This is a genomic window from Noviherbaspirillum malthae (genome assembly GCF_015352985.1).
Taxonomy (GTDB): Bacteria; Pseudomonadota; Gammaproteobacteria; order Burkholderiales; family Burkholderiaceae_D; genus Noviherbaspirillum; species Noviherbaspirillum malthae.
Genome location: NZ_JACYXF010000007.1, coordinates 151,780 through 177,437 on the forward strand (window position 1 = coordinate 151,780; position 25,658 = coordinate 177,437).

24 protein-coding genes are annotated in these 25,658 nt (G+C 64.1%); 14 read left to right on the plus strand and 10 right to left on the minus strand.

Features of this window, described 5'->3' with window-relative positions:
• The first annotated feature begins 16 nt into the window (after positions 1–16).
• Together IGW03_RS12710 and pdeM are read left to right on the plus strand one after the other, a co-directional pair.
• The gene (locus IGW03_RS12710) at positions 17–2,470 is read left to right on the plus strand and encodes a ligase-associated DNA damage response DEXH box helicase (RefSeq protein ID WP_194722996.1); all 2,454 of its coding nucleotides are present in this window, start codon (positions 17–19) and stop codon (positions 2,468–2,470) included.
• Positions 2,467–3,120, plus strand: a complete 654-nt coding sequence (gene pdeM, locus IGW03_RS12715; RefSeq protein ID WP_194722933.1) for a ligase-associated DNA damage response endonuclease PdeM — start codon at positions 2,467–2,469, stop codon at positions 3,118–3,120. Before IGW03_RS12710 ends, pdeM begins: the two co-directional genes overlap by 4 nt.
• An 8-nt stretch (positions 3,121–3,128) precedes the next feature.
• Here pdeM and IGW03_RS12720 read toward each other — a convergent pair whose 3' ends face one another.
• From IGW03_RS12720 to IGW03_RS12740, 5 genes are all read right to left on the minus strand, one after another.
• Positions 3,129–4,286: a hypothetical protein gene (locus IGW03_RS12720; RefSeq protein ID WP_194722934.1), complete on the minus strand. Its 1,158-nt coding sequence runs from the start codon at positions 4,284–4,286 to the stop codon at positions 3,129–3,131.
• Between the two features lie 139 nt (positions 4,287–4,425).
• A complete protein-coding gene (locus tag IGW03_RS12725) occupies positions 4,426–5,658 on the minus strand; it encodes a metal-dependent hydrolase (protein WP_194722935.1) in 1,233 nt (410 codons plus the stop codon).
• 64 nt (positions 5,659–5,722) lie between these two features.
• Complete coding sequence (locus IGW03_RS12730) at positions 5,723–6,619, minus strand: helix-turn-helix domain-containing protein (protein WP_194722936.1); 897 nt, start codon at positions 6,617–6,619, stop codon at positions 5,723–5,725.
• 225 nt (positions 6,620–6,844) lie between these two features.
• Complete coding sequence (locus IGW03_RS12735; RefSeq protein WP_194722937.1) at positions 6,845–7,612, minus strand: TerC family protein; 768 nt, start codon at positions 7,610–7,612, stop codon at positions 6,845–6,847.
• A gap of 132 nt (positions 7,613–7,744) precedes the next feature.
• Positions 7,745–8,434 carry a Bax inhibitor-1/YccA family protein gene (locus IGW03_RS12740; protein WP_194722938.1) on the minus strand — a complete coding sequence of 230 codons (690 nt, stop codon included), beginning with the start codon at positions 8,432–8,434 and terminating at the stop codon, positions 7,745–7,747.
• 191 nt (positions 8,435–8,625) lie between these two features.
• Here IGW03_RS12740 and nhaR point away from each other — a divergent pair, with 191 nt between their 5' ends.
• Positions 8,626–9,537 (plus strand): transcriptional activator NhaR, encoded by a 912-nt coding sequence (nhaR, locus tag IGW03_RS12745; RefSeq protein WP_194722939.1) that lies wholly within the window; start codon positions 8,626–8,628, stop codon positions 9,535–9,537.
• Positions 9,538–9,570: 33 nt separating this feature from the next.
• Here the strand turns inward: nhaR and IGW03_RS12750 are convergent, their stop codons facing one another.
• The gene (locus tag IGW03_RS12750; RefSeq protein WP_194722940.1) at positions 9,571–10,179 is read right to left on the minus strand and encodes a LysE/ArgO family amino acid transporter; all 609 of its coding nucleotides are present in this window, start codon (positions 10,177–10,179) and stop codon (positions 9,571–9,573) included.
• A 121-nt stretch (positions 10,180–10,300) separates the two neighbouring features.
• On the opposite strand from IGW03_RS12750, the gene IGW03_RS12755 reads away from it, so the two are divergent.
• The 5 genes from IGW03_RS12755 to IGW03_RS12775 all read left to right on the plus strand — a co-directional run bounded on the left by IGW03_RS12755 (position 10,301) and on the right by IGW03_RS12775 (position 15,070).
• Positions 10,301–11,185, plus strand: coding sequence for a LysR family transcriptional regulator ArgP (locus tag IGW03_RS12755; protein ID WP_194722941.1), 885 nt, complete (start codon positions 10,301–10,303; stop codon positions 11,183–11,185).
• Positions 11,186–11,243: 58 nt separating this feature from the next.
• The gene (locus IGW03_RS12760; RefSeq protein WP_194722942.1) at positions 11,244–12,488 is read left to right on the plus strand and encodes an MFS transporter; all 1,245 of its coding nucleotides are present in this window, start codon (positions 11,244–11,246) and stop codon (positions 12,486–12,488) included.
• Between the two features lie 68 nt (positions 12,489–12,556).
• Positions 12,557–13,861 (plus strand): family 1 glycosylhydrolase, encoded by a 1,305-nt coding sequence (locus tag IGW03_RS12765; protein WP_228535435.1) that lies wholly within the window; start codon positions 12,557–12,559, stop codon positions 13,859–13,861.
• Positions 13,862–13,921: 60 nt separating this feature from the next.
• Positions 13,922–14,353, plus strand: a complete 432-nt coding sequence (locus tag IGW03_RS12770) for a carboxymuconolactone decarboxylase family protein (RefSeq protein ID WP_194722943.1) — start codon at positions 13,922–13,924, stop codon at positions 14,351–14,353.
• A gap of 138 nt (positions 14,354–14,491) precedes the next feature.
• Positions 14,492–15,070, plus strand: a complete 579-nt coding sequence (locus IGW03_RS12775; protein ID WP_194722944.1) for a CHRD domain-containing protein — start codon at positions 14,492–14,494, stop codon at positions 15,068–15,070.
• Positions 15,071–15,165: 95 nt separating this feature from the next.
• On the opposite strand, the gene IGW03_RS12780 is transcribed toward IGW03_RS12775, so the two are convergent.
• Complete coding sequence (locus IGW03_RS12780; protein ID WP_194722945.1) at positions 15,166–16,587, minus strand: PQQ-dependent sugar dehydrogenase; 1,422 nt, start codon at positions 16,585–16,587, stop codon at positions 15,166–15,168.
• Between the two features lie 160 nt (positions 16,588–16,747).
• On the minus strand, positions 16,748–18,178 hold the full coding sequence (gene cls, locus IGW03_RS12785; protein WP_194722946.1) for a cardiolipin synthase: 1,431 nt from the start codon (positions 18,176–18,178) through the stop codon (positions 16,748–16,750).
• A 93-nt stretch (positions 18,179–18,271) separates the two neighbouring features.
• Here cls and IGW03_RS12790 point away from each other — a divergent pair, with 93 nt between their 5' ends.
• Entirely contained in the window at positions 18,272–19,132 is an 861-nt protein-coding gene (locus IGW03_RS12790; protein ID WP_228535437.1) for a DUF429 domain-containing protein, read from the plus strand.
• Positions 19,133–19,371: 239 nt separating this feature from the next.
• Here IGW03_RS12790 and IGW03_RS12795 read toward each other — a convergent pair whose 3' ends face one another.
• On the minus strand, positions 19,372–19,623 hold the full coding sequence (locus IGW03_RS12795; protein ID WP_194722947.1) for a DUF6139 family protein: 252 nt from the start codon (positions 19,621–19,623) through the stop codon (positions 19,372–19,374).
• Positions 19,624–19,969: 346 nt separating this feature from the next.
• Here IGW03_RS12795 and IGW03_RS12800 point away from each other — a divergent pair, with 346 nt between their 5' ends.
• The 5 genes from IGW03_RS12800 (at position 19,970) to IGW03_RS12820 (ending at position 24,950) form a co-directional block, all read left to right on the plus strand.
• Positions 19,970–21,229 (plus strand): dienelactone hydrolase family protein, encoded by a 1,260-nt coding sequence (locus IGW03_RS12800; protein WP_194722948.1) that lies wholly within the window; start codon positions 19,970–19,972, stop codon positions 21,227–21,229.
• A 39-nt stretch (positions 21,230–21,268) separates the two neighbouring features.
• Positions 21,269–22,519 (plus strand): Hsp70 family protein, encoded by a 1,251-nt coding sequence (locus IGW03_RS12805; RefSeq protein WP_194722949.1) that lies wholly within the window; start codon positions 21,269–21,271, stop codon positions 22,517–22,519.
• Between the two features lie 100 nt (positions 22,520–22,619).
• On the plus strand, positions 22,620–23,390 hold the full coding sequence (locus IGW03_RS12810) for a histidine phosphatase family protein (RefSeq protein WP_194722950.1): 771 nt from the start codon (positions 22,620–22,622) through the stop codon (positions 23,388–23,390).
• Positions 23,391–23,400: 10 nt separating this feature from the next.
• Positions 23,401–24,324, plus strand: a complete 924-nt coding sequence (locus IGW03_RS12815) for an NAD(P)H-hydrate dehydratase (RefSeq protein WP_194722951.1) — start codon at positions 23,401–23,403, stop codon at positions 24,322–24,324.
• A gap of 32 nt (positions 24,325–24,356) precedes the next feature.
• Complete coding sequence (locus tag IGW03_RS12820) at positions 24,357–24,950, plus strand: DNA-3-methyladenine glycosylase I (protein WP_194722952.1); 594 nt, start codon at positions 24,357–24,359, stop codon at positions 24,948–24,950.
• On the opposite strand, the gene IGW03_RS12825 is transcribed toward IGW03_RS12820, so the two are convergent.
• A complete protein-coding gene (locus tag IGW03_RS12825; RefSeq protein WP_194722953.1) occupies positions 24,932–25,639 on the minus strand; it encodes a glutathione S-transferase family protein in 708 nt (235 codons plus the stop codon). The two genes, IGW03_RS12820 and IGW03_RS12825, sit on opposite strands and share 19 nt — an antisense overlap.
• Between the last annotated feature and the right edge of the window lie 19 nt (positions 25,640–25,658).

The window sequence follows — 25,658 nt, forward strand, 5'->3', positions numbered from 1 at the left end:
CGCGAGGCGAGCGCCCTTGCCGAAGGACGCGCTGCCGCACGCCGCCGAAGACGACGTCGATCGCTGGTTCGAACAGCGCGGCTGGCAGGTCTTTCCTTTCCAGCGCGCCGTCTGGCAGGCCGCGAGCGAAGGCAAATCCGGCCTGCTGCATGCGACCACCGGTTCCGGCAAGACCTATGCGGTGTGGTTCGCCGCCCTGCTGCGCGCCATGCGCCAGCCGCAGGCCAAGTCCGGCCTGCGCGTGCTGTGGATCACGCCGATGCGCGCGCTGGCCGCCGATACTGCGCGCGCATTGCAGGCGCCGCTGGAAGAACTGCTGCCCGCATGGCGGGTCGGCCTGCGCACCGGCGATACCTCGTCCTCGGAACGCAGCCGCCAGGCCAAAGCCTTGCCCCAGGCGCTGATCACCACGCCGGAAAGCCTGTCGCTGATGCTGAGCCGTGCCGACGGCGAGGCGCAGATGGGCAAGCTCGACATGGTGATCGTCGACGAGTGGCATGAACTGATGGGCAGCAAGCGCGGCGCGCAGACGCAGCTTGCGCTGGCGCGCCTGCGGCTGTGGCGGCCGGACCTGGTGGTATGGGGGCTGTCGGCCACGCTCGGCAATCTGCGCATGGCGCAGGATGCCCTGCTCGGCGAAGGCAAGGGTGAACTGGTCGAGGGGCGTCTCGACAAGGAGATCGTGGTCGATACCCTGATCCCGCCCAATCCCGCCATCTTTCCCTGGGCCGGCCATCTCGGCCTGCAGATGCTCAAGCCGGTCATCGAGGAAATCGAAGCGCATGCGGCCACGCTGGTGTTCACCAACACGCGCTCGCAGGCCGAGCTCTGGTACCAGCAACTGATCGAGGCGAGACCCGACTGGGCCGGCCTGATCGCACTGCATCACGGCTCGCTCGACAAGGCGGTGCGCGACTGGGTGGAGCTGTCGGTGAAGCAGGGCGAACTCAAGGCGGTGGTCTGCACCTCCAGCCTCGATTTGGGCGTCGACTTTCTTCCGGTGGAGCGGGTGCTGCAGATCGGCAGCCCGAAAGGCGTGGCCCGCTTGATCCAGCGCGCCGGCCGCAGCGGCCATGCGCCCGGCCGAGTGTCGCGCGTGACGCTGGTGCCGACGCACAGCCTGGAGCTGCTGGAAGCCGCGGCGGCCAAACGCGCGGTGGCAGAGCGCCGCATCGAATCGCGCCCGGTGCCCGACAAGCCGCTCGACGTGCTGGTGCAGCACATGGTCACCATCGCCCTCGGCGGCGGCTTCACTTCCGACGCCCTGTTCGATGAAGTGAAAACCGCCTATGCCTACCGCAACCTGAGCAGTGAAGAATGGCAGTGGGCGCTGGACTTCGTCGCCAGCGGCGGAAGAAGCCTCACGGTCTACCCGGAATACCGGCGCGTGCTGCCCGACGAGCAGGGCGTCTATCGCGTGCCGGATGCAACGCTGGCCCGGCGCCACCGGATGAGCATCGGCACCATCGTCTCCGATGCATCGGTGCAGGTGAAATTCCTGTCCGGGACCAAGCTTGGCACGGTCGAGGAATCCTTCATTTCGCGGCTGCGCAAGGGCGACCATTTCCTGTTCGGCGGACGCCTGCTGGAATTCGTGCGGGTACATGAAATGAGCGCCTATGTCAGGCGCGGCAGCGGCAGCAAGGCGGCGGTGCCGCGCTGGCAGGGCGGCAAGCTGCCGCTGTCCTCCGAGCTGGCGCGGGCAGCGCTGGACTGCCTGCAGGAAGCCGCTCAGCATCGCTATGACAGCCCCGAGATGCGGGCCATTGCGCCGCTGCTGGAAGTGCAGCAGCGCTGGTCGGGCCTGCCCACTGTGCAAGTGCTGCTGGCGGAGCAGACCGAGAGCCGGGAAGGGCATCACCTGTTCGTGTATCCGTTTGCCGGCCGCTCGGCGCATATCGGCCTGGCTTCGCTGTTGGCATGGCGCGTCGCGAAACAAGAACCGGCGACCTTCTCGATGGCGGTCAACGACTACGGCTTTGAACTATTGTCGCTGCGGCCGGTGGAATGGCGCAGCCTGCTCAATGACCGGCTGCTGTCGGCCGACCATCTGCTGGAAGACGTGCTGGCCAGCCTGAATGCCACCGAGCTGGCACAGCGCCGCTTTCGTGAAATTGCGCGCATCGCCGGCCTGATCTTCCAGGGCTTTCCCGGGCAGCCGAAAAGCACGCGGCAACTGCAGGCATCGTCGAGCCTGTTCTTCGAAGTCTTCCGCAAGCATGATGCCGGCAACCTGCTGCTGACGCAGGCGCAGCGCGAAGTGCTGGAGCAGGAACTGGAACTGTCGCGCCTGCGCGCGGCGCTCATCGACATGCGGCAGCGCAAGCTTCACTTCTACGTCACGCGCAAGCCGACCCCGTTCGCCTTTCCGCTGATGGTGGAGCGGCTGCGCGAAAAACTCAGCAATGAGAAATTGTCGGACCGCGTGGCCCGCATGCTGCGCGAACTGCAGAAGGCGGCGGAGAAATGAGCGTCGATATCGTCATCGCGGGTGAAACGCTGCAGCTGCTGCCGCAGCGCGCGCTCTACTGGCCGGCCCGGCGTACTCTGATGATCGCCGACATCCATTTCGGCAAGGCGGCCGCCTTTCGCGCGCGTGGAGTGCCGGTGCCGCACGGGACCACCGCGCAGAACCTCGCGCTGATCGATACGCTGCTGCAGGCGCATGCGGTGGAGCACATCGTCTTCCTCGGCGACTTCCTGCATTCGCGTGCGGTGCAGAACTCAGCCAGCCTGCACACCCTGCAGCAATGGCGCGAGACGCACGCCGACCTCAAGCTGACGCTGGTGCGCGGCAATCATGATGCGCATGCCGGCGATCCGCCGGCGGCACTGGAGATGGACATCGTGGATGAGCCTTTTTGCATCGGGCCGTTTGCATGCTGCCATCATCCCGAACCGCGGGCGGAAGGCTATGTGCTGGCCGGCCATGTGCATCCGGTCTACCGGCTGGCGGCCGGCGGCGACAGCCTGCGGCTGCCGTGCTTTTTGTTCGGGGATGGATATGCAGTATTGCCTTCCTTCGGCGCGTTCACGGGCGGTTATCTCGTGATGCCGAAGGAAGGAGAGCGGCTGTTCGTCGCGGCGGAAGATGCGGTGTTCGAGGTCCCGCTGCGTTAAGTATCAGCTCAGGCCGGCTGATGCTGTGCGGCAGCGGCGAAGCGGGCGCGGCCGATCAGGTATTCGAGGCTGGTGGCCACCGCCAGCACCAGCGAGCCGGCGATCAGCACCTGGCGCGGCGCCAGCGTTTCGGCCAGCATCCAGAACATGCCCAGCGATACCATGCGCAGCATCCACAGCACCAGTTCGCGCGCGAAGATGCGGTCCGACAGCGCGCCTTCGATATCGAGCGTCTGCTGGTTCAGCACCTGTTCGCTGGCGATCAGAAAGGGGCTGCCGACCGCCTTGAGCACGGAATAGACGATGTACAGCGCCGGTATCCAGAGGCTTGCGCCGAGCAGCAGGAAGGCAGTGCCGACCACCAGGCAGGACGCCCCGAGCCAGCTGGCGCGGTTGCCGACATCGCGGTTGCGGCGCGTGATGTAGAGGGCGATGCCGCCCGCCAGGCCGGCCAGCGTTGCGACCCAGCCGAAGCGGCTGGCCGAGCCGAGGGCTTCCGCAGCGCCCGCCGAAGCCAGCGCCTGGCTGATGCCGAACAGGCCGGATTCGAGGAAGAACAGCGGCAGGCAGGCAATGAATTGCGGCTGACGCAGCACGGCTGCCGGTTGCTGCAGCGGCGCCATCGGCGCATGCGGCAGGCCGCGGCCGAACAGGACCGAGCCCAGCAGGGCGATTGCGCCGTAGACCTGGTAGACCAGATCGCTGCGCTCGGAAAAGACGGCCAGCAGGCTGGTCATGGTCAGGGTAGTGCCGACGCTGAAGAACACCATCGCGGTGCCGGCGCGAGCGGCATAGGCGTCGCGTTCGCCATCCTTGAGCAGCGACATTTCCAGCCAGTGGCGGGCGCCCCATGAGAGGCCGAGGAAGGCGCCGTAGGCCATCGCCAGGTTCCACCTGGTATGGTCGCCCAGCAGCAGCAAGAGGCCCGGCACAAAGAAGGCCAGGCGCATGACCTGCGCGGCGCTCAAGCCCAGACGCGGACCGAAAACATAGGCGAGGGCGGTGGCGCTCATGGCGGAGGTGAGCATGGCGGCGGTGAAGCCGAACATGGCATGCACGTCGTGCGCGGCCATGACGAAATAGCCGATGAAACCGATCATGGTGCCGATGGAACCTTGCAGGGCGATGAAAGGCAACATCGCGCGTTGGGATGTTGATAAGGACATTCTTGTTTTCGCTTGTTGATGTGATGGAAAGCGCGAAGGCCATGTGCCATGCGCCGGGCCGTGTAGGACTAGCCTGCAGGAAAGAGGTTCCGCAAGGAAATGTCCTTGCGGAAATCGGCGGAAAGGAGTGGTCGAAGTGTTATCGAGGCGTCAGCAGGTCGTGACGCGGATAGGCCCAGGCGGGCACATTCGACAGGCAGGACCGGTTTGCAAAATCAGCAAAACGCAGCGTCGAGAAATTGCCGCGCGGCGTGGTGGCGAAGCGGATGTCGGTGGCCTGTTCGGCATTCACCGAAGGAACGCGCGCAAAGCGCATCCAGGCATCGAAATGGCAATTCTCGTTGCGCAGGCGGCGCAGCGCATGCAAATCGCCCTGTTCCTGCGAAAACAATGCAATGCCCGGCGCGGCGGGCTGCTGCGCGTCTGCGTCCGCCAGCGCGGCAGGACAGGCGGCAGCCGGAACGAGATCCGGTGCAATGCTGACAATGCCGCGCTTGAGACCGTAGGTGCCGGCGGCTTCGTTGCTCTCCACCGAGGCGAAGGCCCAACACAGCGGATTGGCGGGAAAGGCCGACATCGACATGTCGAGCACGCGCGTCGCGGGATCTGCGGCGCGCAGTTGCGCGGCAAGCATGTCCTTGCTGCGCTGCGACGCCTGGTGCTGCACGCCGACGAAAGCCAGTGCGAAAGCGAAGGACAGCAGCAGGCCGCTTCTGCCGCGTTCGCCGCAACGCTGCTGCACCAGCGCAAGCACGATGCCCATGCCCAGCAATGCCGCAAACGACGGCCAGGACAGGAAACCACGCGTGGTGAAGAACAGCGGCACGCCGATCAGCAGGGCCGCCAGCAGGATCTTCAACGCCCTCAGGGGCACCATCAGGGCCAGCGGCATGCCGAAGGCGATCCAGAAAACCGGTTCGAGGATGAACACCATGTCGCCGTAGAGCCAGCGCGGATCGAACGGGTAGAAGGGATGGATGCCGTAGGAATTCAAATAGTCCATCAGCAGGTGCAAGGCGAAGCCGGTGCCCATGCTGAGCAGGAAGCCGAGGCGCGCGGTCGCGCTCCGCATGACAAGCCGCCGTGCCGCAGGCCAGAGCAGCATCAGCACCAGGGCCAGCAGCAGCGCCTGAGGCAGCGCATACAGGACGGTATGGGTATGGCCCCGGTGGTGCAGCAGGTAGCCGAGCGGTTCCGGCAGCAGGGGCGTGAGCACCAGGTCGAGATCGGGAAAGTTGCCGGCCAGCCAGCAGGTGACCAGCATCAGCCGATGGCGGATGTGCTGGTCCGGCTTGTCGCTTTCGGAAGGAAGGCTGCGGTGCAGCAGTGCGCCGGCCGCGAGGCTGGCGACGGAGTGGCTGAGGTTGTCCATGGTGCAAGATATTACCGGCTTTTCAAGCGCGGCAAGCTCTTGCGTTTTCCATCATCCCGGAGGCTCAGGTCCCCGGCGGACGGCCCTGCTCCGCCATGGCCTTGAACCAGTTCGCGGTGGCTTCATCGGCCGGGAAAAAGGATTCCACCCGTAGTTCATGCACGGTGACGTCATGCGGCGTGCCGAGCGTGGCGATGGTTGTGAACAGATTGAGCGACACGTTATCCTTCTTCAGGATGACTGGCAGGAAGGGCAGGCTGCGGGAATCGAGATTGGGCGCGCGCATGGCGCCGGCGATGCCGTCGAAGGCGGCGAGCTCGTCGAGCAGGCGCGTCGCTTCGCTGCCGGGGCCGTCGCTCATGGCCTCGCGCTGTATCCAGTGCAGCATGTCGCCGCACACATCCTGCCAGTTCGGAATGAACGGCCGCAGTCCCGCCGGATCGAGCATCAGGCGGGCGACATTGATCTGCCCGTCGCGCGGAATCGGCGCCTGCTCGGGCATGCCGAGCAGCCATTTCATCATGCGCGCCGCAGGCTCGTTGGGCATCACAAGATTCCACAGCCTGTCCACCACCAGCGCCGGATAGGGCGCCTGCTGCCGCAGCATGAAGTCCAGCGCCTGCTTGACCGAACGCAGTTCGGGGTCGGACAGGCTGCGCTCCTGATAGGCAGGCGCGAAGCCGGCGGCGAGCAGCATCACGTTGCGCTGGCGCAGCGGCACGTCGAGCGCCATGCCGAGCTTGAGGATCATTTCCCTGCTCGGCTGGGAGCGGCCGCTTTCGAGGAAGCTGATGTGCCGCTGCGAAATGCCGCTCTCGGTCGACAGCTTGAGCTGCGTCAGGCCGCGCTTCTCGCGCCAGTAGCGCAGCGCCGAAGCGAAGTCGTGGAAATAGCGCTCATGCGAGGACGACGCGGCCGCCGGCCTGTGCGTCGCGGTGCTTGCCTGGACTGTTGCGCTCATCCTGCCTCCTTTTTCTTTGCGCCGATGTGCCGGCAGTGTACCCGCCAGCCGCCATTCCTTCATGAACGGCATTCTGCAAGGCGTACGGCATCGGGTCGATTACGTGCGAGGTAATGGGCGGCGGGATGAAAAAAGCGAAAAAAAGCCGGCAGGGAACCGAAGTTCCTCTGCCGGCCAACACTGCAGCCGTTGCCGGCTGCTTACCCAGGTTGACGAGCGGGTTGGTTAGTGAGACTTGCTTGCCTCGTCGGGCACATAGCGGGTCGCGTCCAGTTCAGCCCGCGTGGAGTGGCGGCGCAGGCGGATGTTGAGCATTTCCACTACCAGCGAGAAGGCCATCGCGCTGTAGATGTAACCCTTCGGCACATGATGACCGAAGCCTTCGGCGATCAGCACCACGGCGACCACGACCAGGAAGGACAGCGCCAGCATCTTGATCGTCGGATGTGCGGACACGAAGCGGCCGATCGGACCGGCGAAGAACATCATCAGGCCGACCGACACGACGACCGCGGCTACCATCACGGCAATCTCGTCCACCATGCCGACGGCGGTGATGATGGAGTCCAGCGAGAACACCAGGTCGATCACCATGATCTGCAGCACGATGCCGGCAAAGGTGCTCTTCACCACGCCGCCTGCGCCGCCGCTTTCTGCGCCTTCCAGGGATTCATGGATTTCGCCCACGCTCTTGTACAGCAGGAACAGGCCGCCGGCCAAGAGCACCAGGTCGCGTCCCGAGAAGCCGTAGCCGAAGATCGAGAACAGCGGCTCCGTCATGCCGACGATCCACGACAGTGTCAGCAGCAGGCCGATACGCATGAACATCGCAAGGAAAAGCCCGAGGCGGCGGGTGAATTCCTGCTTTTCCTTGGGAAGCTTGTCGACCAGAATGGAGATGAAGATGATGTTGTCGATGCCCAGCACCAGTTCCAGCGCCGTCAGCGTCAGAAAGGCCATCCATATTGCCGGGTCGGAGAGTAGTTCAATCATGTAATTTCCTTGGTTGGTGATTATTCTTATCGGCAATAACGGAAGGCGCGCCCTGTGCCTGTACGGGAAGGACGCGCCCTCGTTCGATCCACGGCAAGGTGGACCCGTTCCCTGTCATGCCTCAATCGCTGCTTAATCGTTGCTGCTGAAGCCCAGCAGGTGCAGCAGGCTGGTGAACAGGTTGAAGATGGAAACGAAAAGGCTCAGCGTCGCCATCACATAGTTGGTTTCACCGCCGCGCACGATCTGGTTGGTTTCGTACAGGATCATGCCCGACATCAGCAGCACGACCACCGCCGACACCGTCAGCGACAGTGCCGGGATCTGCAGGAAAACCGCAGCCAGGCTGGCGAGGAAGGCCACGATGATGCCCACCATCAGGAAGCCGCCCATGAAGGACAGGTCGCGCTTGGTCACGAGCGCATAGGCGGACAAACCGACGAAAGCCGCCGCAGTGCCGCCCATGGCCAGCATGACGGTCTGCGTACCGTTGGGCATGTTCAGGTAGTGCGTCAGCACGGGGCCGAGCGTATAACCCATGAAGCCGGTCAGCGCGAACACCAGCGCCACGCCGAGGCCGCGGTCGCGGTACTTGTTGACCAGGAACAGCAGGCCGAAATAACCGACCATCGTGATGAGAATGCCCGGATGCGGCAGGCGCAGGGCAACAGAGATGCCGGCGGCCAGCGCGCTGAAGGCCAGCGTCATGGCCAGCAGCATGTAGGTGTTGCGCAAGACTTTGTGGGATGCCACATCCATCACGCTGGTTGCGGCATAGGCAGCAGGCGCCGGACGGCGCAGCGAGTTGAAGCGGTCATTCATGATGCAATCCTTTCAGGACAGTTCAAACAGACTCGGAGGCGGCGGGGAGCGGCGCAGACCTGACAGACAAGACGGGAAGTCATTGTCAATCAGGCACGGCCGATCCCTGCCGAAGACAAAGGAGATGTTAAAAGCTCCCATCTGTGATAAAAAGCGAAGATAAAAGAAACGTCGCTTCGGGAAAACGGAATATGAAAAATACTGGGATCAATTTTCGTCACCTCTATTACTTCTGGGTGGTCGCCAAGGAAGGCAGCGTGACGCGCGCCGCGGAACGGCTCGATGTTGCCATCCAGACCATCAGCGCCCAGCTTGCGCTGCTGGAACAGTCGATCGGCAAGGCACTGCTGGCGCCGCAGGGACGGCGGCTGGTGCTGACCGAAGCCGGCCGGGTAGCCTTGCGCTACGCGGACCAGATCTTCATGCTCGGGGAGGAAATGCAGGAAGTGCTGACCGAATCCGACATCGGCCAGACCATGCGCCTGACTGTCGGGCTTTCCGATTCCCTGCCGAAACTGATTGCCTCGCGGCTGCTGGAAGCGGCGCTGAAGCTGCCGCAGAAGGTGAAGCTGGTCTGCCACGAGGACGATTTCGAATCGCTGCTCGGCGACCTGTCGGTGCACAAGCTCGACGTGATCCTGACCGACCGGCCGGTGCCTTCGGGCACCACGCTGCGGGTGTTCAGCCATCTGATCGGCGAGAGCGAACTGATGCTGTTCGGCCTGCCCGATGTGGCCGATAAATATCGCGCCGACTTTCCCAAGAGCCTGCATGGCGCGCCGATGCTGCTGCCCACGCGCAATCATGCGATCCGCGGCCGCTTCGATCACTGGTTCGAATCGCATGACGTGCGTCCCGACATCGTTGCGGAATTCGATGACAACGCCTTGCTGAACACCTTCGCCCGCCACGGCCATGGATTGTTTCCGGCGCCGTCCGCGCTGGCCGACGACGTGCGCGAGGAACTGGGCGCGGTGCCGGTCGGCGAGCTGACGCAGCTGAGGGAACAGTTCTATGCGATTTCGAACGAGCGCAAGATCCAGCATCCGGCGGTCGACGCGATCCTGACGGCCGTGCACGGCGGCCTTTTCATCAAGCATTGAGCCGCAACGGGCGAAAGCCCCGGCATGGTTTGCTCAAGCCGCCTGCACCGCCAGGGTCAGCGCCAATACCAGCATGACCGTGCCGATCATGCCGTCGAGCAGCTGCCATGCGGCCGGCCGCGCGAACCACGGCGACAGCAGGCGCGCGCCGAAGCCGATCAGGCTGAACCAGGCGCAGGCCGCGCTGACCGCGCCGAGCGCGAACCACCATTTGCCGTCCGGTCCCTGCTGGCCGCCCACTGCGCCCAGCAGCACCACCGTATCGAGATAGACATGCGGATTGAGCCATGTCACCGCCAGCACCGTCAGCAGGGCCTGGCGCACGGTGAGGCGCGCGCCTGACGATGCCTGCAGGCTGCCCGCGCCGAAGGCAGCCTTCCAGGCGCGCAGTCCATACCAGGCGAGAAAGAGGGCGCCGCCCCAGCGCGCCGCATTCAGCAGCAGCGGCGAGCGCTCGATCAGCGTGCCGATGCCCGCGATGCCGGCGCTGATCAGCAGCGTCTCGCAGACGATGCACACCAGTACCGTCAGGCCGACATGTTGGCGCTGCAGCCCCATGCGCAGCACATGCGCATTCTGCGATCCGATCGCAACGATCAGTCCGGCGCCGAGGCCGAGTCCCTTCAGGTAGTAAGCGAGCATGCCGGTTCTTTCCTTGCCATTTGGTTTGCGAAATGCGATGGCCGCAATTGTTGCCCGGGAAAGCCGAAAGCTGAACAAAACTTAATACAATTAAGCTTTCCTAAATTTCGCTTCATCTGCCATGCAGCTCGATCCCCGCCAGACCCAGGCCCTGCTTGCCGTCATCGACACAGGAAGTTTTGAACGGGCGGCCACCGAGCTGCATCTGACAGCCTCGGCCGTATCGCAGCGCGTGCGTGCGCTGGAAACAGCGCTCGGAACGCCGCTGGTGGTGCGCACCCGGCCATGCCGCACCACGCCTGCCGGACAGCGGCTGCTGCAATACCTGCGCCGGGTGAAATCGCTGGAGGAAGACCTGCGCGCCGATTTCGCCGGCGGCTCCGATCCGCTGGCCGTCACCATTGCCGTCAATGCCGACACGCTGGCCAGCTGGCTGCTGCCGGCGCTTGCCGGTTTCATTATCGAAGAGCGCATCCTGCTCGACCTGACGGTGGACGATCAGGACCATACCTATGCGCTGCTGGAGGCCGGGCTGGCGCTGGGGTGCGTCTCCACCGAAGCCAAGCCGATGCGCGGCTGCCAGGCGCAGCCCTTGGGCAGCATGCGCTACCGCTGCATGGCGGCGCCGGCGTTTCGCGACAGGTGGTTCGCCAAGGGCATGACGCGGGCCGCGGTGCAGCAGGCGCCGGTGGTGGAATTCAACCGCAAGGACAAGCTGCAGGCCGACTTCCTGCAGCGGCATTACGGTCTCATGCCGGGAAGTTATGCCAGCCATTTCGTGCCGGCTTCCGAAGCCTTCATGCGGGCGATAGAACTGGGGCTGGGCTGGGGCATGCTGCCCGAAGTGCAGATGGCGGCGCTGCAGCGGCAAGGGACGCTGGTCGACATCGCGCCGCACCGGCCGACCGACGTGCGCCTGTTCTGGCATACCTGGAAGGTGCAGTCGCCGCGCATGGAGCTTCTGTCGGAGGCGCTGCTGAAGGCTGCGGGCAGGGTACTGCGGTAATTTGCGGATGCCGGCGGCTGCCCGAGCAAGGCCGGCGCCGAAGGATTACACTGCGGTAATGCCGAAATCGACCGTCGACCTGCACAGCAGCGATCCCTGGAAGATCGTCTACCTGCTCGCCTTTACCCAGATCGTGTCCTGGGGGTCGCTGTACTACGCATTCGCGGTCATCGCCCATGACATCGAGCGCGATCTCGGCCTGCCCACCTCCGTCCTGTTCGGCGCCTTTTCCTGGAGCCTGCTGGTCGCGGGCCTGGCCGCCACGCCGGCAGGCATGCTGATCGACCGTTACGGCGGCCGCGCCGTGATGGCCGTCGGATCGGTGCTGGCGGGCATCGGCATGGCAGGCATCGCCTGCAGCAATTCTGCGGCAATGTATGTCGGCGCCTGGACCGTCACCGGCATCGCCATGGCGATGACCCTCTACGAAGCCGCCTTCGCCACCATCAACCGCGAATTCCTGCGCGGCGCGCGCAAGGGCATCTCGGTGCTGACCCTGTTCGGCGGCCTGGCGAGCACGGTATTCTGGCCGCTGACGCTCAAGCTCAATACCGCATTCGGCTGGCGCGACACGCTGCTGTTCTATGCGGCAATCCACCTGCTGCTGTGCATGCCCATGCATGCCTTGCTCGCGCAAGCCAGAAAAGGGAAAAGAGAGACTGTTCACCTGGATGCAATGCGCCCGGAGCACGGGCAGGAAAACGAGCCGCATTCGCCCAGCTTCACGCTCGCGGAAGCCTTGCGCGAACCGGTGTTCTGGAAACTGGCGCTGGCCTTCTCGGCCAACCTCTTCATCTTTTCCGCGCTGTCGATCCACCTGATTCCGCTGCTGCAGCGCTTCGGCCATTCCGCCGGCACCACCGTGATGGTGGCGGCATTGATCGGCCCGATGCAGGTGGCGGGCCGCATCGCCGAAATGGCTTTCGCCGGCAAGGTGCGCCCGCAGACCGTCGGCATCGTCACCTTCGCGGTGCTGCCGCCCGCCTTGCTGGCGCTGCTGCTGCTGGGTGCGCATCCTGTGGCCGTCGCCGTCTTCTGCATGCTGTACGGCATGAGCAACGGCGTGCTGACCATCGTGCGCGGCATCGTGCCGCTGGCCCTGTTCGGCAAGGAAAACTACGGCGCCATCTCGGGCGCGCTGGCCGGGCCTTCCCTCATCTCCAAGGCGGCCGGGCCGCTGGCGGCGGCCTCCCTGGTGGCCTATGATCCGGCGCCGGAATGGCTGCTCGGCATCCTGCTGGCGGTCTCGGTCCTGTCGCTGGCCTGCTTCCTGTCCGCGGCGCGTGCCGGCGCCGTCCGCTAAGCCGGCGCGCATTCCCTTCCGAAACTTCGAAGCGCCGGGCGGGGTCTACCTGCCATTGGGAAGGAGGCATGATGTCACCCGGATTCATCTTCGCCACGGGAATCGAAAACAGCGCGCCCACGATCAACGGCGGGCGCACGCGCATGGATGAAATGGACAAGTGCGGCCATTACCATCATTGGCGTACCGATTTCGGACTGGTGCAGGAGCTCGGCATCCATTTCCTGCGCTACGGCCCGCCGCTGCATTCCTCGCTGCTGGGTGCCGGCCGCTACGACTGGTCGTTCGCCGATGAAACTTTCCGCGATCTCAAGGAGCGCGATCTCATTCCCATCGTCGACCTGTGCCACTTCGGCGTGCCGGACTGGATAGGCAATTTCCAGAATCCCGACTTCCCGGACATCTTCGCCGCCTATGCGCAGGCCTTCGCCCAGCGCTTTCCCTGGGTGCAGCTGTACACGCCGGTCAACGAAATGTTCATCTGCGCGGTGTTTTCCGCACTGTACGGCTGGTGGAACGAACAGCATACCAGCGACCGCGCGTTCGTCACCGCGCTCAAGCATCTGGTCAAGGCCAATGTGCTGGCGATGAATGCCATCCTCAAGGTCAGGCCCGACGCGCTGTTCGTGCAGAGCGAATCCTCGGAATACTTCCATGCGGAGAATCCGCGCGCGATCCGGCCGGCGGAACTGGCCAATGCGCGCCGCTTCCTGTCGCTGGACCTCAACTACGGCCGCCGCGTCGATTCCGAGATGTACGAATACCTGATGGACAACGGCCTGACGCGCGAAGAGTACCGCTTCTTCATGCGCAACAATCTCAAGCACCACTGCATCATGGGCAATGACTATTACATGACCAATGAGCACCTGGTGTCGGAAGACGGCAGCATGCAGGCGTCGGGCGAGATATTCGGCTATTCGGTGATCACCAACCAGTATTACGACCGCTACCGGCTGCCGGTCATGCATACCGAGACCAACCTGGTGCAGGGACCGAGGGGTGACGAAGCAGTCTTCTGGCTGCGCAAGCAGTGGGCGAACGTCTTGCGGGTGCGCAACGACGGCGTGCCCATCGTCGGCTTCACCTGGTATTCGCTGACCGACCAGGTCGACTGGGACACTGCGCTGCGCGAGAACAACGGGAATCCGAATGCGCTCGGCCTGTACGACCTCGACCGCAACATCCGCCCGGTGGGCGTGGCCTATGCCAAGCTGATCCACGACTGGTGCCAGGTGCTGCCGACACAGAGCGTCTGCCTGCAGGTGCCGGTCGTCATGCCCAGCGAAGCCGACCAGGAATGGGCAAGGCGACAGCGCGCCCATGCCTATCAGACCCGGCATGAAACGGCCGCGCCGGACAATACCGAATGACGCAGGGAGAGGAAATGCTGCCTCTTATAATCTGCGCTTTCAACCGCACGGAGACACGGCATGGAACAGCACGACAAGCAGCATGGCAAGCAGCACGACCGGCAATACGAGGACGGCTTGCAGAAGCGCAAGCAGACGATGGGCGAAGACTATGTCGAACGCGCTTTCGCCAATGCCGACGAATTCACCATGCCGCTGCAGGACTTCATCACACGCAACGCCTGGGGCACGGTCTGGTGCCGTGACGGACTCGACATGAAGACCCGCAGCCTGGTCACGGTATCGATGCTCACCGCGCTCGGCCGCGCGCATGAATTGAAAGGACACCTGCGCGGCGCCTTGAACAACGGCGCCACGCCCGACGAGCTGCGCGAGGTGCTGCTGCATGCCGCCGTCTACTGCGGCGCGCCGCTGGCGGTGGATGCCTTCCGCATCGCGCAGGAGGTGGTGGCGGACTGGAAGGCGGCGCGGTCGCAGCAGCCGCCCGCTTGATGCAGGAGACGCCGCATGCAGGCATGGTCCGTGCATGGCAATGGATCACAACAATGACGTCAGCAGCAGCGGGCATGGAGCCGGCTCTGCCGAGCAGGGAGAAAGCGAAAACGATGATCAACCTGTCAGGAGACGGCTGTGAAAAACTGGTCCTTGCGCATTTTTTACATCGGCTTCCTCTCCCTGCTGCTTGCCGCCTGCGGGGGAGGTCATGACAGTCCGTATGTCGCATTCAGCAGCGTGCTGACCGGGCGCGAGGTGGTGCCCGCGGTGGCCAGCAACGGCTTCGCCGATGCGGTGGCGACGGTCGACACGAACAGCATGACGCTGCTGGCCACGGTGGTCGTGTCCGGCGTGGCGGCCACCGACGTGCACCTGCACATCGGCCGCGTCGGCACTGTCGTTCCGCCGGCGTTCGGCTTCGGCAATGTGCCGGGCACGGCACTGTGGACGCTGAACATTGCGCTCACCCAGGCGCAGATGGACGCGCTGTGGAACGGCGATTTCTACATCGATGTGCACAGCGCCGCCGCGCCGGCCGGCGAAATCCGCGGCCAGCTGCTGGACTTCTTCCCCTCGTTTGAGCAGGTCGACACGCTGGCCCGGGTCAGGCAGCAGTCGCCGCTGGTCGAGGAACAGCTGCGGCAGCTGCGCGATATCGAGGATGAGGAAGACGGCTGGCGCTTCGGCGGCGTGGGCTTTACGGTCGGCTTCTGAAGCTTGCTGAAGCCTGCTGACGCCTGTTGACTCCACGAGGCTCCGCGACAGCACCTTGCCGCTCCTGAGAACGGCAAGGCGCCTCGCCGGTATTGCTAGCGCGGATACAGCTGATAGATCGCGTTGGCGTAATCGTCCGAGATCAGCAGGTTGCCTCTCGCGTCGGGAATCACGTCCACCGGACGGCCCCACACGCTGCGCGCCACCGGATCGGTTACGAAGCCGGTGACGAGATCAAATTCGGCGCCGGCATTGCCCGCCCCGTCGAAGGGGAAGTACGACACCTTGTAGCCTGCGCGCAGGGTGGTGCAGTTCCAGCAGCCATGCTGCGCCACCGCGGCGCCGGAACGATAGGCGGCAGGCACCGCACTCGCCTGCAGGAAGCTGAAGCCCAGCGGCGCGGAGTGGGCGCGTATGCCTTTTACCGAGCGGTCCACGGTCGCGCAGTTGAGCGCGGCGCCGTCGCGGTTGAGGTCGAAGTCGGGCAGCAGATCGAGATTGCTCATCGTGGCGTTCGGCACCGAGTTGCAGAACGGCCAGCCGTAGTTGCCGCCGTTGCGCACCGGCGTGAACAGTTCCGGCGGAAAATCATCCACGAACGAGGGCAGGATCTTGCCCAGATCGCTGCTGCCGTCGCCGTCGAGATCGGCGTCCAGCGGCACCTTGATTTCATCGCGGTTGTTGACCGTGAGCCAGAGGGTATTGGTGCCGGGAATGAAATCGAGCCCCTCGGCATTGCGCAAGCCGCGTGCATACAGCACACGCTCGCCGCCGTCCGCCGAATACTGGTAGATCGCGCCGCGGACCGGATCGCTGGCCGTGTCTTCGGCGCAGGCATTGCAGGCCGATGCCACCGACACGTAGAGCTTGTGATCCGGCGACAGGGCAATGTTCTTCAGTTCATGACCGTAGGTGCCGCCCAGTTCAGCCAGCGAACTGTCGGGCAGGTCGGCGACCACGGTGTCGCGCGCGCCGGTCGCCGTTTCCCCGGCCTGGTAGACCGAGCGGGTGATGCGGTTGGACTCGGCCACGTACAGGTAAGTCGTGTTGCCGATGGTATGGAACACCATGTCATGCGGATTGCGCAAGCCGGTCGCATAGTCGAAGGCCTGCGGCGTGCCGTTCGCCTGCTCGCGCAGCAGCACGATCTTGCCTTCGCTCGGCACCGAGACCAGTACATCGCCATTCGGCGCCAGCGCCATGAAGCGGGCCTTGTTCACCCTGGCCCAGACGCGGATGCCGAAGCCGGGCGGCACGACCAGGCTCTTGCCGGCGGCAAAAGGTTCCTGGGCAAGGGCGGCGGGGACTTCCAGCGGCACGGCCACCGAAGCCGGAGCGGTCTGCAGCGCTGCGCCAGGCGCAGGAGATGCAGGAGGTGCCGCATTCGGCGTCAGGGACTGCGCGGTCGCTCCTTCGCCGCCGCCTCCGCCGCAGCTGCCCAGCAGTGCCGCGCCCAGCACGATTCCCAGCGCGCGCGTACAGGCACGGCGCGCCGGAGTTTCCATCGGGATTTTCATATTGCACTTTCTTTAATGATTCAACTGCTCGATGGATTTCGATTCAATAATTTGGTTCAAACTCGCTACATCGCGGCAAGTGGCATAGGCCCGGAATTAACGGAAAACAATGCACCGCGGGAAAAGAGGGTGAGATGAAAAGCAGGGAGGCGGACCAGGCTTAAAGCCAGTATTCCAGCAGGCGTGTGCCGAACTCGCGCATGCGTTCGCGCAGGCCGCGCTGGCGCCAGTTGTCCAGCGTGATTTCATTGGATTCCTGCAAGTCGCGCTGGAACAGCGCTTCCATGCGGTCGGCAAATTCAGCGCTCAGCACCACCGCATTGATTTCATCGTTGTGCAGGAAGCTGCGCATGTCGAGATTGGTCGAGCCTATGGTCGACCATACGCCGTCGATGACAGCCGTCTTCGCATGCAGCATCGCCGCCTTGCGTTCGTAGACCCGGATGCCCGCCTTGAGCAGTTCGTCATAGTAGGAGCGGCCCGCATACAGCAGGAGGCCGACGTCGGTAAAGCTCGGAAAAATGATGCGCACATCGACGCCGCGCCTGGCGGCATCGATCATGGCGTCGACGATCTGGCGGTCCGGCACGAAGTAGGCGGTGGTCAGATGCACATACTTGTCCGCATGGGCGATCGCGGAGATATACGTCTTGTACACCGCGAAGTCGGCGTGGTCGGGCGTGCTGGCGATGGCGCGCACCAGCGACTTGCCCTCGGTCTTGAGCGGCGGGAAATATTTCGCGTCCTGCGGCGCGCGTCCGGTCTTGCGCTGCCAGGTGTCGAGAAACATTTTCTGGAAATCGGCCACTACCGGGCCTTCGATCTGCATGTGCGTGTCGCGCCAGGCGGCATCCGCCGCATCCTTGGGCGGCGGATCGTTGCGCCGGCTCTGGAGGAAGGAGCTTTTGCCGTAGACCTTGCTGATGTTGACGCCCCCGGTGAAGGCGATACGGCCGTCGACCACCAGCAGCTTGCGATGGTCGCGCTGGTTGATGTCCCAGTCGCCCTTGGCCTCGAGCGGGTTGACCGGATTGAACTCGAGCACACCGATGCCGGCGGCACGCATGCGGTCGAAGAATTCGCGCGGCGTATCAAGACTGCCCACGCTGTCGTAAATCAGGTTGACACGCACGCCGGCCGCCTGCTTGGCAATCAGCAGGTCGGCGAGCTGGCGGCCGATTTCGTCGGCTTCGAAGATGTAGGTTTCGAGATTGACGTGGTCGCGCGCGGCGCGGATCGCGCTCATCATCGCACGCATGGTTTCCGGTCCGTCGTCGAGCAGCGTCACCTTGTTGCCCGCGACCAGCGGCTGTCCGCTGATCTCTTCCTCGGCCGCCACATGCTTGGACAGCACATCGGTGTCGCCCGCCTTCGCCGCCAGGCCGTCGAGCAGCGCCTGCTTGCGCTTGCCATCGAGTTCGCCGTTGGCGCTGACGATGGTCGGCTCGGCCTTGTCGACGAGATGGCGGTTGCTCAGGTAGCGGACATCGGGAAGGCTGGCGCAGCCGGCAAGGACAAGCATGCAAAGCAGCGCCGCGGCATTCCTCAGCCGGTCGACAGCAGACAATGGCGATGCACTCGGTGTGCGCATCCAACGCTTCTTTCTTCGTTATTGATCTTGGGCCGGAAGGCAATGCATCGGTATCCGGTAATGACTTGGAGTCACTTTGCCGCCCGATAATTCATGCAACCCTCACCGCTCTTGTTTTTCGTTAAACTGGCCGGCATGCAAATCGTTGGAGTGGATTTCACCTCGGTGCCGCGGCGCGCCAAACCGATCACGATCGCCGTCGGCGAGGCGGAAGGCAATCTGCTGCGCATCGAACGCATCGATGCCCATGCCGGCTGGGCTTCGTATGAAGCGTGGCTGGGGCAGCCCGGCCCGTGGATCGGCGGCTTTGACTTTCCCTTTGGACTGTCGCGCGAACTGGTCGAGCATCTCGGCTGGCCGCAGACCTGGGCCGAGCTGGTGATGCATTGCGCCACGCTGGAACGCGCGCAGCTGCGCGAGACCTTCAAGGCCTTCTGCGATGCGCGCCCGGTGGGCAACAAGTTCGCGCATCGCGTCACCGACGGTCCAGCCGGTTCCAGCCCTTCGATGAAATGGGTGAATCCGCCGGTGGCCTACATGTTTCACGAAGGCACGCGCCGGCTGCTCGAGGCCGGCGTGACGGTATTCGGCCTGCACGCCGGCGACCCGCAGCGCATTGCGCTGGAAGCCTATCCCGGGCTGGTTGCCCGCGCGGTCACGCGCGCTTCCTACAAGAGCGACGAGCGCGCCAAGCAGACGCCGGAACGGCGCGCGGCGCGCGAACGCATCGTCCAGTCGCTGGAAGACGGCACGCATGCGCTGGGCATACGGATCCAGTTGAAGAAGGCGTTGCGGCGCGAACTGATCGAAGACGGCACGGCCGACTGGCTCGATGCGGTGCTGTGCGCAGTTGCAGCCTCATGGGCCGCGCAGCGGCCCAATTTCGGCCTGCCGCTGCAGCTTGATCCGGTGGAGGGATGGACCGCCGGAGCAATGCATGACGGCATCGCGTGACGATCACGAAGATATCGAAATACCGAAGAAAAACGCAGGGATCTGCTGCTGATGCCGCATGCCGGCGATACGCAGCCGGCATGCGGTTCTGCTATTGCCTGCCCGGATGCCTTGGCAGATGGCAGGCAGGGAGAACAGGCAATGAGAGACATCGCATCATGATGCCATCATGAAACGTCGACTGCTCTGATGATTCGTGATGATCGTGGTGCGAGGAAAGGTTCGGTTGCGCAACCGGCCTAGACGTTGGGACCAATCCTTATCCTGTTGACACTCGAAATGGCATAGCCCTTTGCGCTGATCTGCTGATGGGCGTCTTCTGCGGAAATGCCGTGCAGCGGCTCATTGCCGGCATCGTCGAGATCCACGTTGGTCTCGGCGCTTTCCCAATCAATGTTGGTGGCCTCCTCCGGTATGGGTCGTCCTTCGGGTACGGCGAGGTAAGAAAACTTGCCTTCCTTTTCAGGGCGTTTATACACATCAACTTTCATGGTGACATCCTTTTAAAAACGGGTGTCTGCTATTGACCTGATGACATCGCAAAAGGTTGCGCGACGCCGCAGGAACCGTCTGCCAGTTTTTGTGCCGGCATCGCTTTCAGTCTTGTGGCTCGCGGTATTGTCTTTTTGAGATGCCTCAATCATAAGCAAACTAAGGACATCGTTATCGTTTTGAAAAATTTGCGTAAAAAAATGTTTCGGAGTTGCATAAACGAATATTGAAGGCTGGAAAGTCCGTATTTAGAATGGGCAACGTTGCGTCTCATCAATGAGGTGCAGCGGATTCGGCGGTTCGCATGACGAGCCGGTGTGTTTGCCCTTCGAAGTGTATGGATTTATGCCTGACCTACTATTAGAGAAGCGCGCCGCGAAGAAGACCCGCATTTTCTCCGCATTCCGCTCCACGGTTTTCGCCGCACTTACTCTCGCTGCCAGCCTCGTGGCCATTCCCGCCGCAGCCCAGGCAGTCGTTCTCGAAACTAGCCTCAACGAACAAGTCGTCATGGTGCCCGCCGTTTCCAGCGGCAGGACCGTGGAACTCGAAACCACCATCTTCAAGCCCGTCGGCGACGGTCCCTTTCCCTTGCTGATCATGAATCACGGCAAGGCCCTCGGCAATCCGCGCAACCAGAACCGCGACCGCTTCCTGGTCATCAGCCGCGAATTCGTCAAGCGCGGCTATGCCGTCGTGATCCCGATGCGCAAGGGCTTTTCCAAGTCCAGCGGCGACTATGCCGATCCCGGCTGCAACATGACCGCGCACGGCCAGCTGCAGGCGGAAGACCTCGACAGCACGCTCGCCTACCTGCGCACGCAGGCCTGGGCCGACAATGAACGCATCGTGGTGGCAGGCCAGTCCTACGGCGGCCTGACCACGCTGGCCTTCGGCACGCATGCGGCGCCGGGAGTGAAGGGGCTGATCAATTTCGCCGGCGGACTGAAGATGCACGGCGGCGACTGCCGCTGGGAACAGTCGCTGGTGCAGGCCTTCGCCAGCTACGGCGCGAAGACCACGCTGCCCAGCCTGTGGTTCTATGGCGAGAACGACAACCACTTCGGCCCGGCGCTGGCGTCGCGCCTGCGCGATGCCTATGTGCAAGCCGGCGGCCGCGCGAAACTCGTCGCCTACGGTCCGTTCAAGCGCGATGCGCACGGCATGAGCGGCAGCCGCGATGGCGTGAAGATATGGTGGCCGGAAACCGAAAGGTTCCTGCGCGAAGTCGGCATGCCGGCCGATACCGTGTATGCCATCAATGATGAATACCGGATTCCGAAAACCGAGTATGCATCAATCGACAATGTGGATGCGATTCCCTACCTGCGCGGCAGCGCGCGGGAGCAGTACAGGACTTTCCTGAGCAAGTCGATGCCCCGCGCCTTCGCCGTGTCGCCGACCGGCGCCTGGAGCTGGGCCGAGGACGGCGATGATCCGGTGGCGCAGGCGCTGGCGGATTGCCAGAAAAACAGCAGCCAGCCGTGCCGGCTGTATGCGGTCGACGACCATGTCGTATGGACCGACGACCAGGGTATCGGTGCTTCCACGGCAACGGTTGCCGCACCGGCGCCGGTGACGACATCGGCCATCACCGGTCCGTGATTGTGGCGTATGATGGTCGGCTTTTTTGAGGAGCCGACCATGACCAATGCCTGCGGTGTCGACTTCGGCACTTCCAACTCCACCGTCGGTTTCCATCGCCCCGGCCAGCCTGCGCTGCTGGCGCTGGAAGACGGCAAGCCCACACTCCCCTCTGTCGTTTTCTTCAACGCGGAAGACAATGCGGTCAGCTTCGGCCGCGCCGCGCTGGCCGATTACCTGTCCGGCTACGAAGGCCGCCTGATGCGCTCGCTCAAGAGCCTGCTCGGCACCAGCCTGATCGACAGCCAGACCGAAGTCCATGGCCGCGCCCTGTCATTCCGCGAACTGCTCGGGCAGTTCCTGCGCGAACTGAAATCGCGCGCCGAGCAGGCAGCCGGCCGCGATTTCACGCAAGCCGTCTTCGGCCGGCCGGTGCATTTCATCGACGACGATGCCAAGGCCGACCAGCTGGCGGAAGACACCCTGCGCGAGATCGGGCACAGCGTTGGTTTCCGCGACATTGCCTTTCAGTATGAGCCGATCGCCGCCGCCTTCGATTACGAGTCCGGCCTTTCGCGGGAAGAGCTGGTCCTGATCGTCGACATCGGCGGCGGCACCTCCGACTTTTCGCTGGTACGGCTGTCGCCGCAGCGCGCCAGCAGCAGCGACAGGCGCGATGACATTCTCGCCACCGCCGGTGTGCATGTCGGCGGCACGGACTTCGACAAGTACCTGAACCTGTCGTCCGCGATGCCGCTGCTCGGCCTCGGCACGCGCATGAACAGCGGCAACGAAGTGCCGTCGAGCTATTACTTCAACCTCGCCACCTGGCACACCATCAACTTTGCCTATACGCAAAAAGTCTGGCGCGAGCTGCAGGAGGTGTATCGTGATGCGAGCGAGCGCGACAAGCTGGCGCGCCTGCTGAAGCTGATCGAGCAGCGCGACGGCCACTGGCTGGCGCTGAAAATGGAAGAGGGAAAAATCGCCCTGTCGGGTGCGGAGCGCGCCTCGCTGCATCTGGACCGCCTCGCTTCCGATCTTCATCTCGTCGTACAGCGGGCCGGTTTCGATGCATCGATTGCGCATCTGGTCGACAGCGTCGGCAACACGCTCGGCGGATTGCTGCGCGATGCCGGCATTGATGCAGACCGCATCGACACGGTGTTCTTTACCGGCGGCTCCAGCGGCGTGCAATTGCTGCGGCAGAATATTTCCGCGCTGCTGCCCAACGCCGCGCGCGTCGAAGGCGACCTGTTCGGCAGCATCGGCGCCGGGCTTGCGCTGGATGCCGTCAGAAAATTCGGCTGACCTTGTCTTGATGCAGCGCCAGCGCCGCGCCTCTTGCCGGCGGCGGCGCGAAACTTCATGCCGGGGCGGTTGTCATTCCCTTCAATGAAAGGAATGCAAGATGCCGGAACAGAAATGGCCTCAGACAATCTGGATCGTGCGGCACGGGCAAAGCGCCGGCAACGTCGCGCGCGATGAAGCCGAAGCGGCGGGCCTGCCGCTGATCGACATCGCCACCCGCGACATCGACACGCCGCTGTCGGCGCTGGGCGAACAGCAGGCCGATGCCCTCGGCCACTGGTTCGGCCAGCTGCCGCCGGACCAGCAGCCCAACGTCGTATTGTGTTCTTCCTATGTGCGGGCGCGCCGCACCGCCGAGATCGCGATGCAGGCGGCGGGCATCGATCTTGACGACATCACCTTCAATGCCGATGAACGCCTGCGCGAAAAGGAATTCGGCATCCTCGACCGCCTGACCAAGTTCGGCATCGTGCAGAAGTATCCGGAGCTGCACGAGCAGCGCACCCATGTCGGCAAGTTCTATTTCCGCCCGCCCGGCGGCGAAAGCTGGTGCGACGTCATCCTGCGGCTGCGCAGCGTGCTCGACACCATCAGCCGCGAATACCGGCGCGAGCGGGTCCTCATCGTCGGCCACCAGGTCATCGTCAACTGCTTCCGCTATCTGTTCGAGCGGATGGACGAGAGCCAGATACTGGAAATCGACCGCGTCGCCGACGTGCCGAACTGCTCGGTCACCTCGTATGAGTTCGATCCCACGCGCGGCAAGAACGGCAAGCTGGTGCCGAGCCTGGTGAACTTCGTGGCGCCGCTGCGCGAAGCCGGCGCCCCGGTCACCGCCGAGCCGGACGTGCCGGCGGCCCCGAAATCCTGACGGAGCCAAGATGAAAGATGCAACGCGGGCAGAACCCGTGCTGGTGGACGATGCGCTGCTGCGGCAATGGCCGCTGCCCATGCCGGCCGCCGAAGGCGACAAGGAAGAGCGCGGCAAGGTGCTGGTGATTGCCGGCTCGCGCGAGATCGCGGGCGCGGCCATCCTGTCGGGCATGGGCGTGCTGCGCGCCGGCGCCGGCAAGCTGGCGATCGCCACGGCGGAAAGCGTGGCGCCGCTGCTGGCGCAGGCCATGCCCGAGGCGCGCGTGATCGGCCTGCCCGAAACCGAAGACGGCGACCTGGCCGGTGCGGCAGCGGCGGACAGGATCGGCAGCATCATCGGCCGCTACGGCGCATTGCTGATCGGCCCCGGCATGCAGAATGAAGAGGCGATCTGCGATTTCGTCGCCGAACTGATGCCGCACATGGACGGCAGGCCGATGCTGCTCGATGCAAGCGCAATGAGTGTGGTGCGCGGGCAGGGTGACGGTGAACGTCCGGCCCGAGTCAGCCGCTTCGATTCGCCGGTGCTGCTGACGCCGCATGCCGGCGAGATGGCGCACCTGACCGGTGCCGACAAACAGGAAGTGCTGGATGACCCGGTGAATGCCGCGATGCAGGCGGCGCGGCGCTGGAATGCGGTGGTGGCGCTCAAGGGTGCGGTCACTCACATCGCCGCGCCCGACGGCCGGCTCTGGCGGCATGAAGGCGGCAATGTCGGGCTGGCCACCTCCGGTTCCGGCGACACGCTGGCCGGCATCATCACCGGCCTGATGGCGCGAGGCGCGCCGCTGGAACAGGCCTGCGCCTGGGGCGTGGCCCTGCATGCCCGCGCCGGCGAGAGGCTGTGCCAGCGCCTTGGCCCGCTCGGCTATCTGGCGCGCGAGATCCTCGACGAAATTCCGGCGTTGATGCATGCATTAAGGCCGCAGTAGAATCGGCTTTTCCGCCATTCTGCCTGCCGCCCATGCCTGCTCAAGACACCAAAGCCATTCAACGCTGCTTCTGGGCCAATCCGGCCAATTCCCGCTACCTCGCCTATCACGACGAGGAATGGGGCGTACCCTGCCATGACGAGCGCCGCCTGTTCGAGATGCTCAACCTGGAAGGCGCGCAGGCCGGCCTGAGCTGGGAAACCGTGCTCAACAAGCGCGACAACTACCGCATCGCCTTCGACGGCTGGGATCCGGAAAAGATCGTCCGCTATGACGAGGCCAAGGTGGCCGAGCTGATGGCCAACCCCGGCATCATCCGCAACCGCCTGAAGATCGCGGCCGCCATCACCAATGCCGGCGCCTACCTGCGGCTGCGCGACGAAACCGGCGGACTCGCGCCCTATCTCTGGGCCTATGTCGACGGCAAGCCCATCCTGAACGCGTGGACCGGCAAGGGCGACACCCCGGCCAAGACGCTGCTGTCGGACCGCATCTCGAAAGACTTGTCGAAGCGCGGCTTCAAGTTCGTCGGCTCCACCATCATCTATGCCTACATGCAGGCGACCGGCATGGTCAACGACCATGCGGCCGGCTGCTTCCTGCATCCTCACGCTGCGGCAGAATAGCGAGGCAGAACCGGCGATGCCGCCAGCAGGCGGCCGCCGAGCACGCCATTCTGGCGGATCACGAATTCCGTCAGCAGCGCCGGGTAATCGTCCGATACCGCAGACTGTACCGAAGGCCGCTGCGCCAGCGCCGTCCGCCATGCGCGCAGCTTCGGCGCATCGGCAAGGAAGTCGATGCCGCTGACCGGGTCGAACACGTCGAAGTAGCGGAACACCGGCGCGAAGGCCGCATCCACCAGGCTGAAGCTGTCGCCGGAAAAATAGGAGCCGTCGCCGAGCGCCTTCTCCAGTTGATGGAAACGGTCCGCCAGCACGGCGGCCGCAGCCGCATAGGCGGATTCATCCCTGGCGGTGTAGAAACTCCAGATCGCATTCAAGGTGGCTGATGCGAATTCGATCCAGGCGCGATGCTTCGCGCGCTGCAGCGCATCGGCCGGGTGCAGCGCGGGGCCGACAGTGTCTTCCAGGTACTCGCAGATGACCGCTGATTCGAAGACGACGTCATGATCGACGCGCAGCACCGGCGTCTTGCCCAGCGGTGACAGCGCGAGAAACCATTTCGGCTTGGCGGCGAGATCGATGTCGATGCGCCGGTAGTCGACCTGCTTTTCCTTGAGCGCGATCACGGCGCGCTGCACGTAGGGGCAAAGCTTGTGGCTGATGAGGGTGAGGGTAGGGGTAGAGGGCATGGCATGTTCTCCTGCAGTC

What these genes read in the sequence shown, in the direction of transcription:
- IGW03_RS12780 (WP_194722945.1), bottom strand. Translation starts at nt 16,587, where the DNA reads ATGAAAATCCCGATGGAAACTCCGGCGCGCCGTGCCTGTACGCGCGCG.
- IGW03_RS12825 (WP_194722953.1), bottom strand. Translation starts at nt 25,639, where the DNA reads ATGCCCTCTACCCCTACCCTCACCCTCATCAGCCACAAGCTTTGCCCC.
- IGW03_RS12755 (WP_194722941.1), top strand. Translation starts at nt 10,301, where the DNA reads ATGCAGCTCGATCCCCGCCAGACCCAGGCCCTGCTTGCCGTCATCGAC.
- IGW03_RS12740 (WP_194722938.1), bottom strand. Translation starts at nt 8,434, where the DNA reads ATGAATGACCGCTTCAACTCGCTGCGCCGTCCGGCGCCTGCTGCCTAT.
- nhaR (WP_194722939.1), top strand. Translation starts at nt 8,626, where the DNA reads ATGAAAAATACTGGGATCAATTTTCGTCACCTCTATTACTTCTGGGTG.
- IGW03_RS12735 (WP_194722937.1), bottom strand. Translation starts at nt 7,612, where the DNA reads ATGATTGAACTACTCTCCGACCCGGCAATATGGATGGCCTTTCTGACG.
- IGW03_RS12800 (WP_194722948.1), top strand. Translation starts at nt 19,970, where the DNA reads ATGCCTGACCTACTATTAGAGAAGCGCGCCGCGAAGAAGACCCGCATT.
- IGW03_RS12750 (WP_194722940.1), bottom strand. Translation starts at nt 10,179, where the DNA reads ATGCTCGCTTACTACCTGAAGGGACTCGGCCTCGGCGCCGGACTGATC.
- IGW03_RS12760 (WP_194722942.1), top strand. Translation starts at nt 11,244, where the DNA reads ATGCCGAAATCGACCGTCGACCTGCACAGCAGCGATCCCTGGAAGATC.
- IGW03_RS12820 (WP_194722952.1), top strand. Translation starts at nt 24,357, where the DNA reads ATGCCTGCTCAAGACACCAAAGCCATTCAACGCTGCTTCTGGGCCAAT.
- IGW03_RS12795 (WP_194722947.1), bottom strand. Translation starts at nt 19,623, where the DNA reads ATGAAAGTTGATGTGTATAAACGCCCTGAAAAGGAAGGCAAGTTTTCT.
- IGW03_RS12805 (WP_194722949.1), top strand. Translation starts at nt 21,269, where the DNA reads ATGACCAATGCCTGCGGTGTCGACTTCGGCACTTCCAACTCCACCGTC.
- IGW03_RS12790 (WP_228535437.1), top strand. Translation starts at nt 18,272, where the DNA reads ATGCAACCCTCACCGCTCTTGTTTTTCGTTAAACTGGCCGGCATGCAA.
- IGW03_RS12815 (WP_194722951.1), top strand. Translation starts at nt 23,401, where the DNA reads ATGAAAGATGCAACGCGGGCAGAACCCGTGCTGGTGGACGATGCGCTG.
- IGW03_RS12725 (WP_194722935.1), bottom strand. Translation starts at nt 5,658, where the DNA reads ATGGACAACCTCAGCCACTCCGTCGCCAGCCTCGCGGCCGGCGCACTG.
- pdeM (WP_194722933.1), top strand. Translation starts at nt 2,467, where the DNA reads ATGAGCGTCGATATCGTCATCGCGGGTGAAACGCTGCAGCTGCTGCCG.
- IGW03_RS12765 (WP_228535435.1), top strand. Translation starts at nt 12,557, where the DNA reads ATGATGTCACCCGGATTCATCTTCGCCACGGGAATCGAAAACAGCGCG.
- IGW03_RS12730 (WP_194722936.1), bottom strand. Translation starts at nt 6,619, where the DNA reads ATGAGCGCAACAGTCCAGGCAAGCACCGCGACGCACAGGCCGGCGGCC.
- cls (WP_194722946.1), bottom strand. Translation starts at nt 18,178, where the DNA reads ATGCGCACACCGAGTGCATCGCCATTGTCTGCTGTCGACCGGCTGAGG.
- IGW03_RS12770 (WP_194722943.1), top strand. Translation starts at nt 13,922, where the DNA reads ATGGAACAGCACGACAAGCAGCATGGCAAGCAGCACGACCGGCAATAC.
- IGW03_RS12720 (WP_194722934.1), bottom strand. Translation starts at nt 4,286, where the DNA reads ATGTCCTTATCAACATCCCAACGCGCGATGTTGCCTTTCATCGCCCTG.
- IGW03_RS12810 (WP_194722950.1), top strand. Translation starts at nt 22,620, where the DNA reads ATGCCGGAACAGAAATGGCCTCAGACAATCTGGATCGTGCGGCACGGG.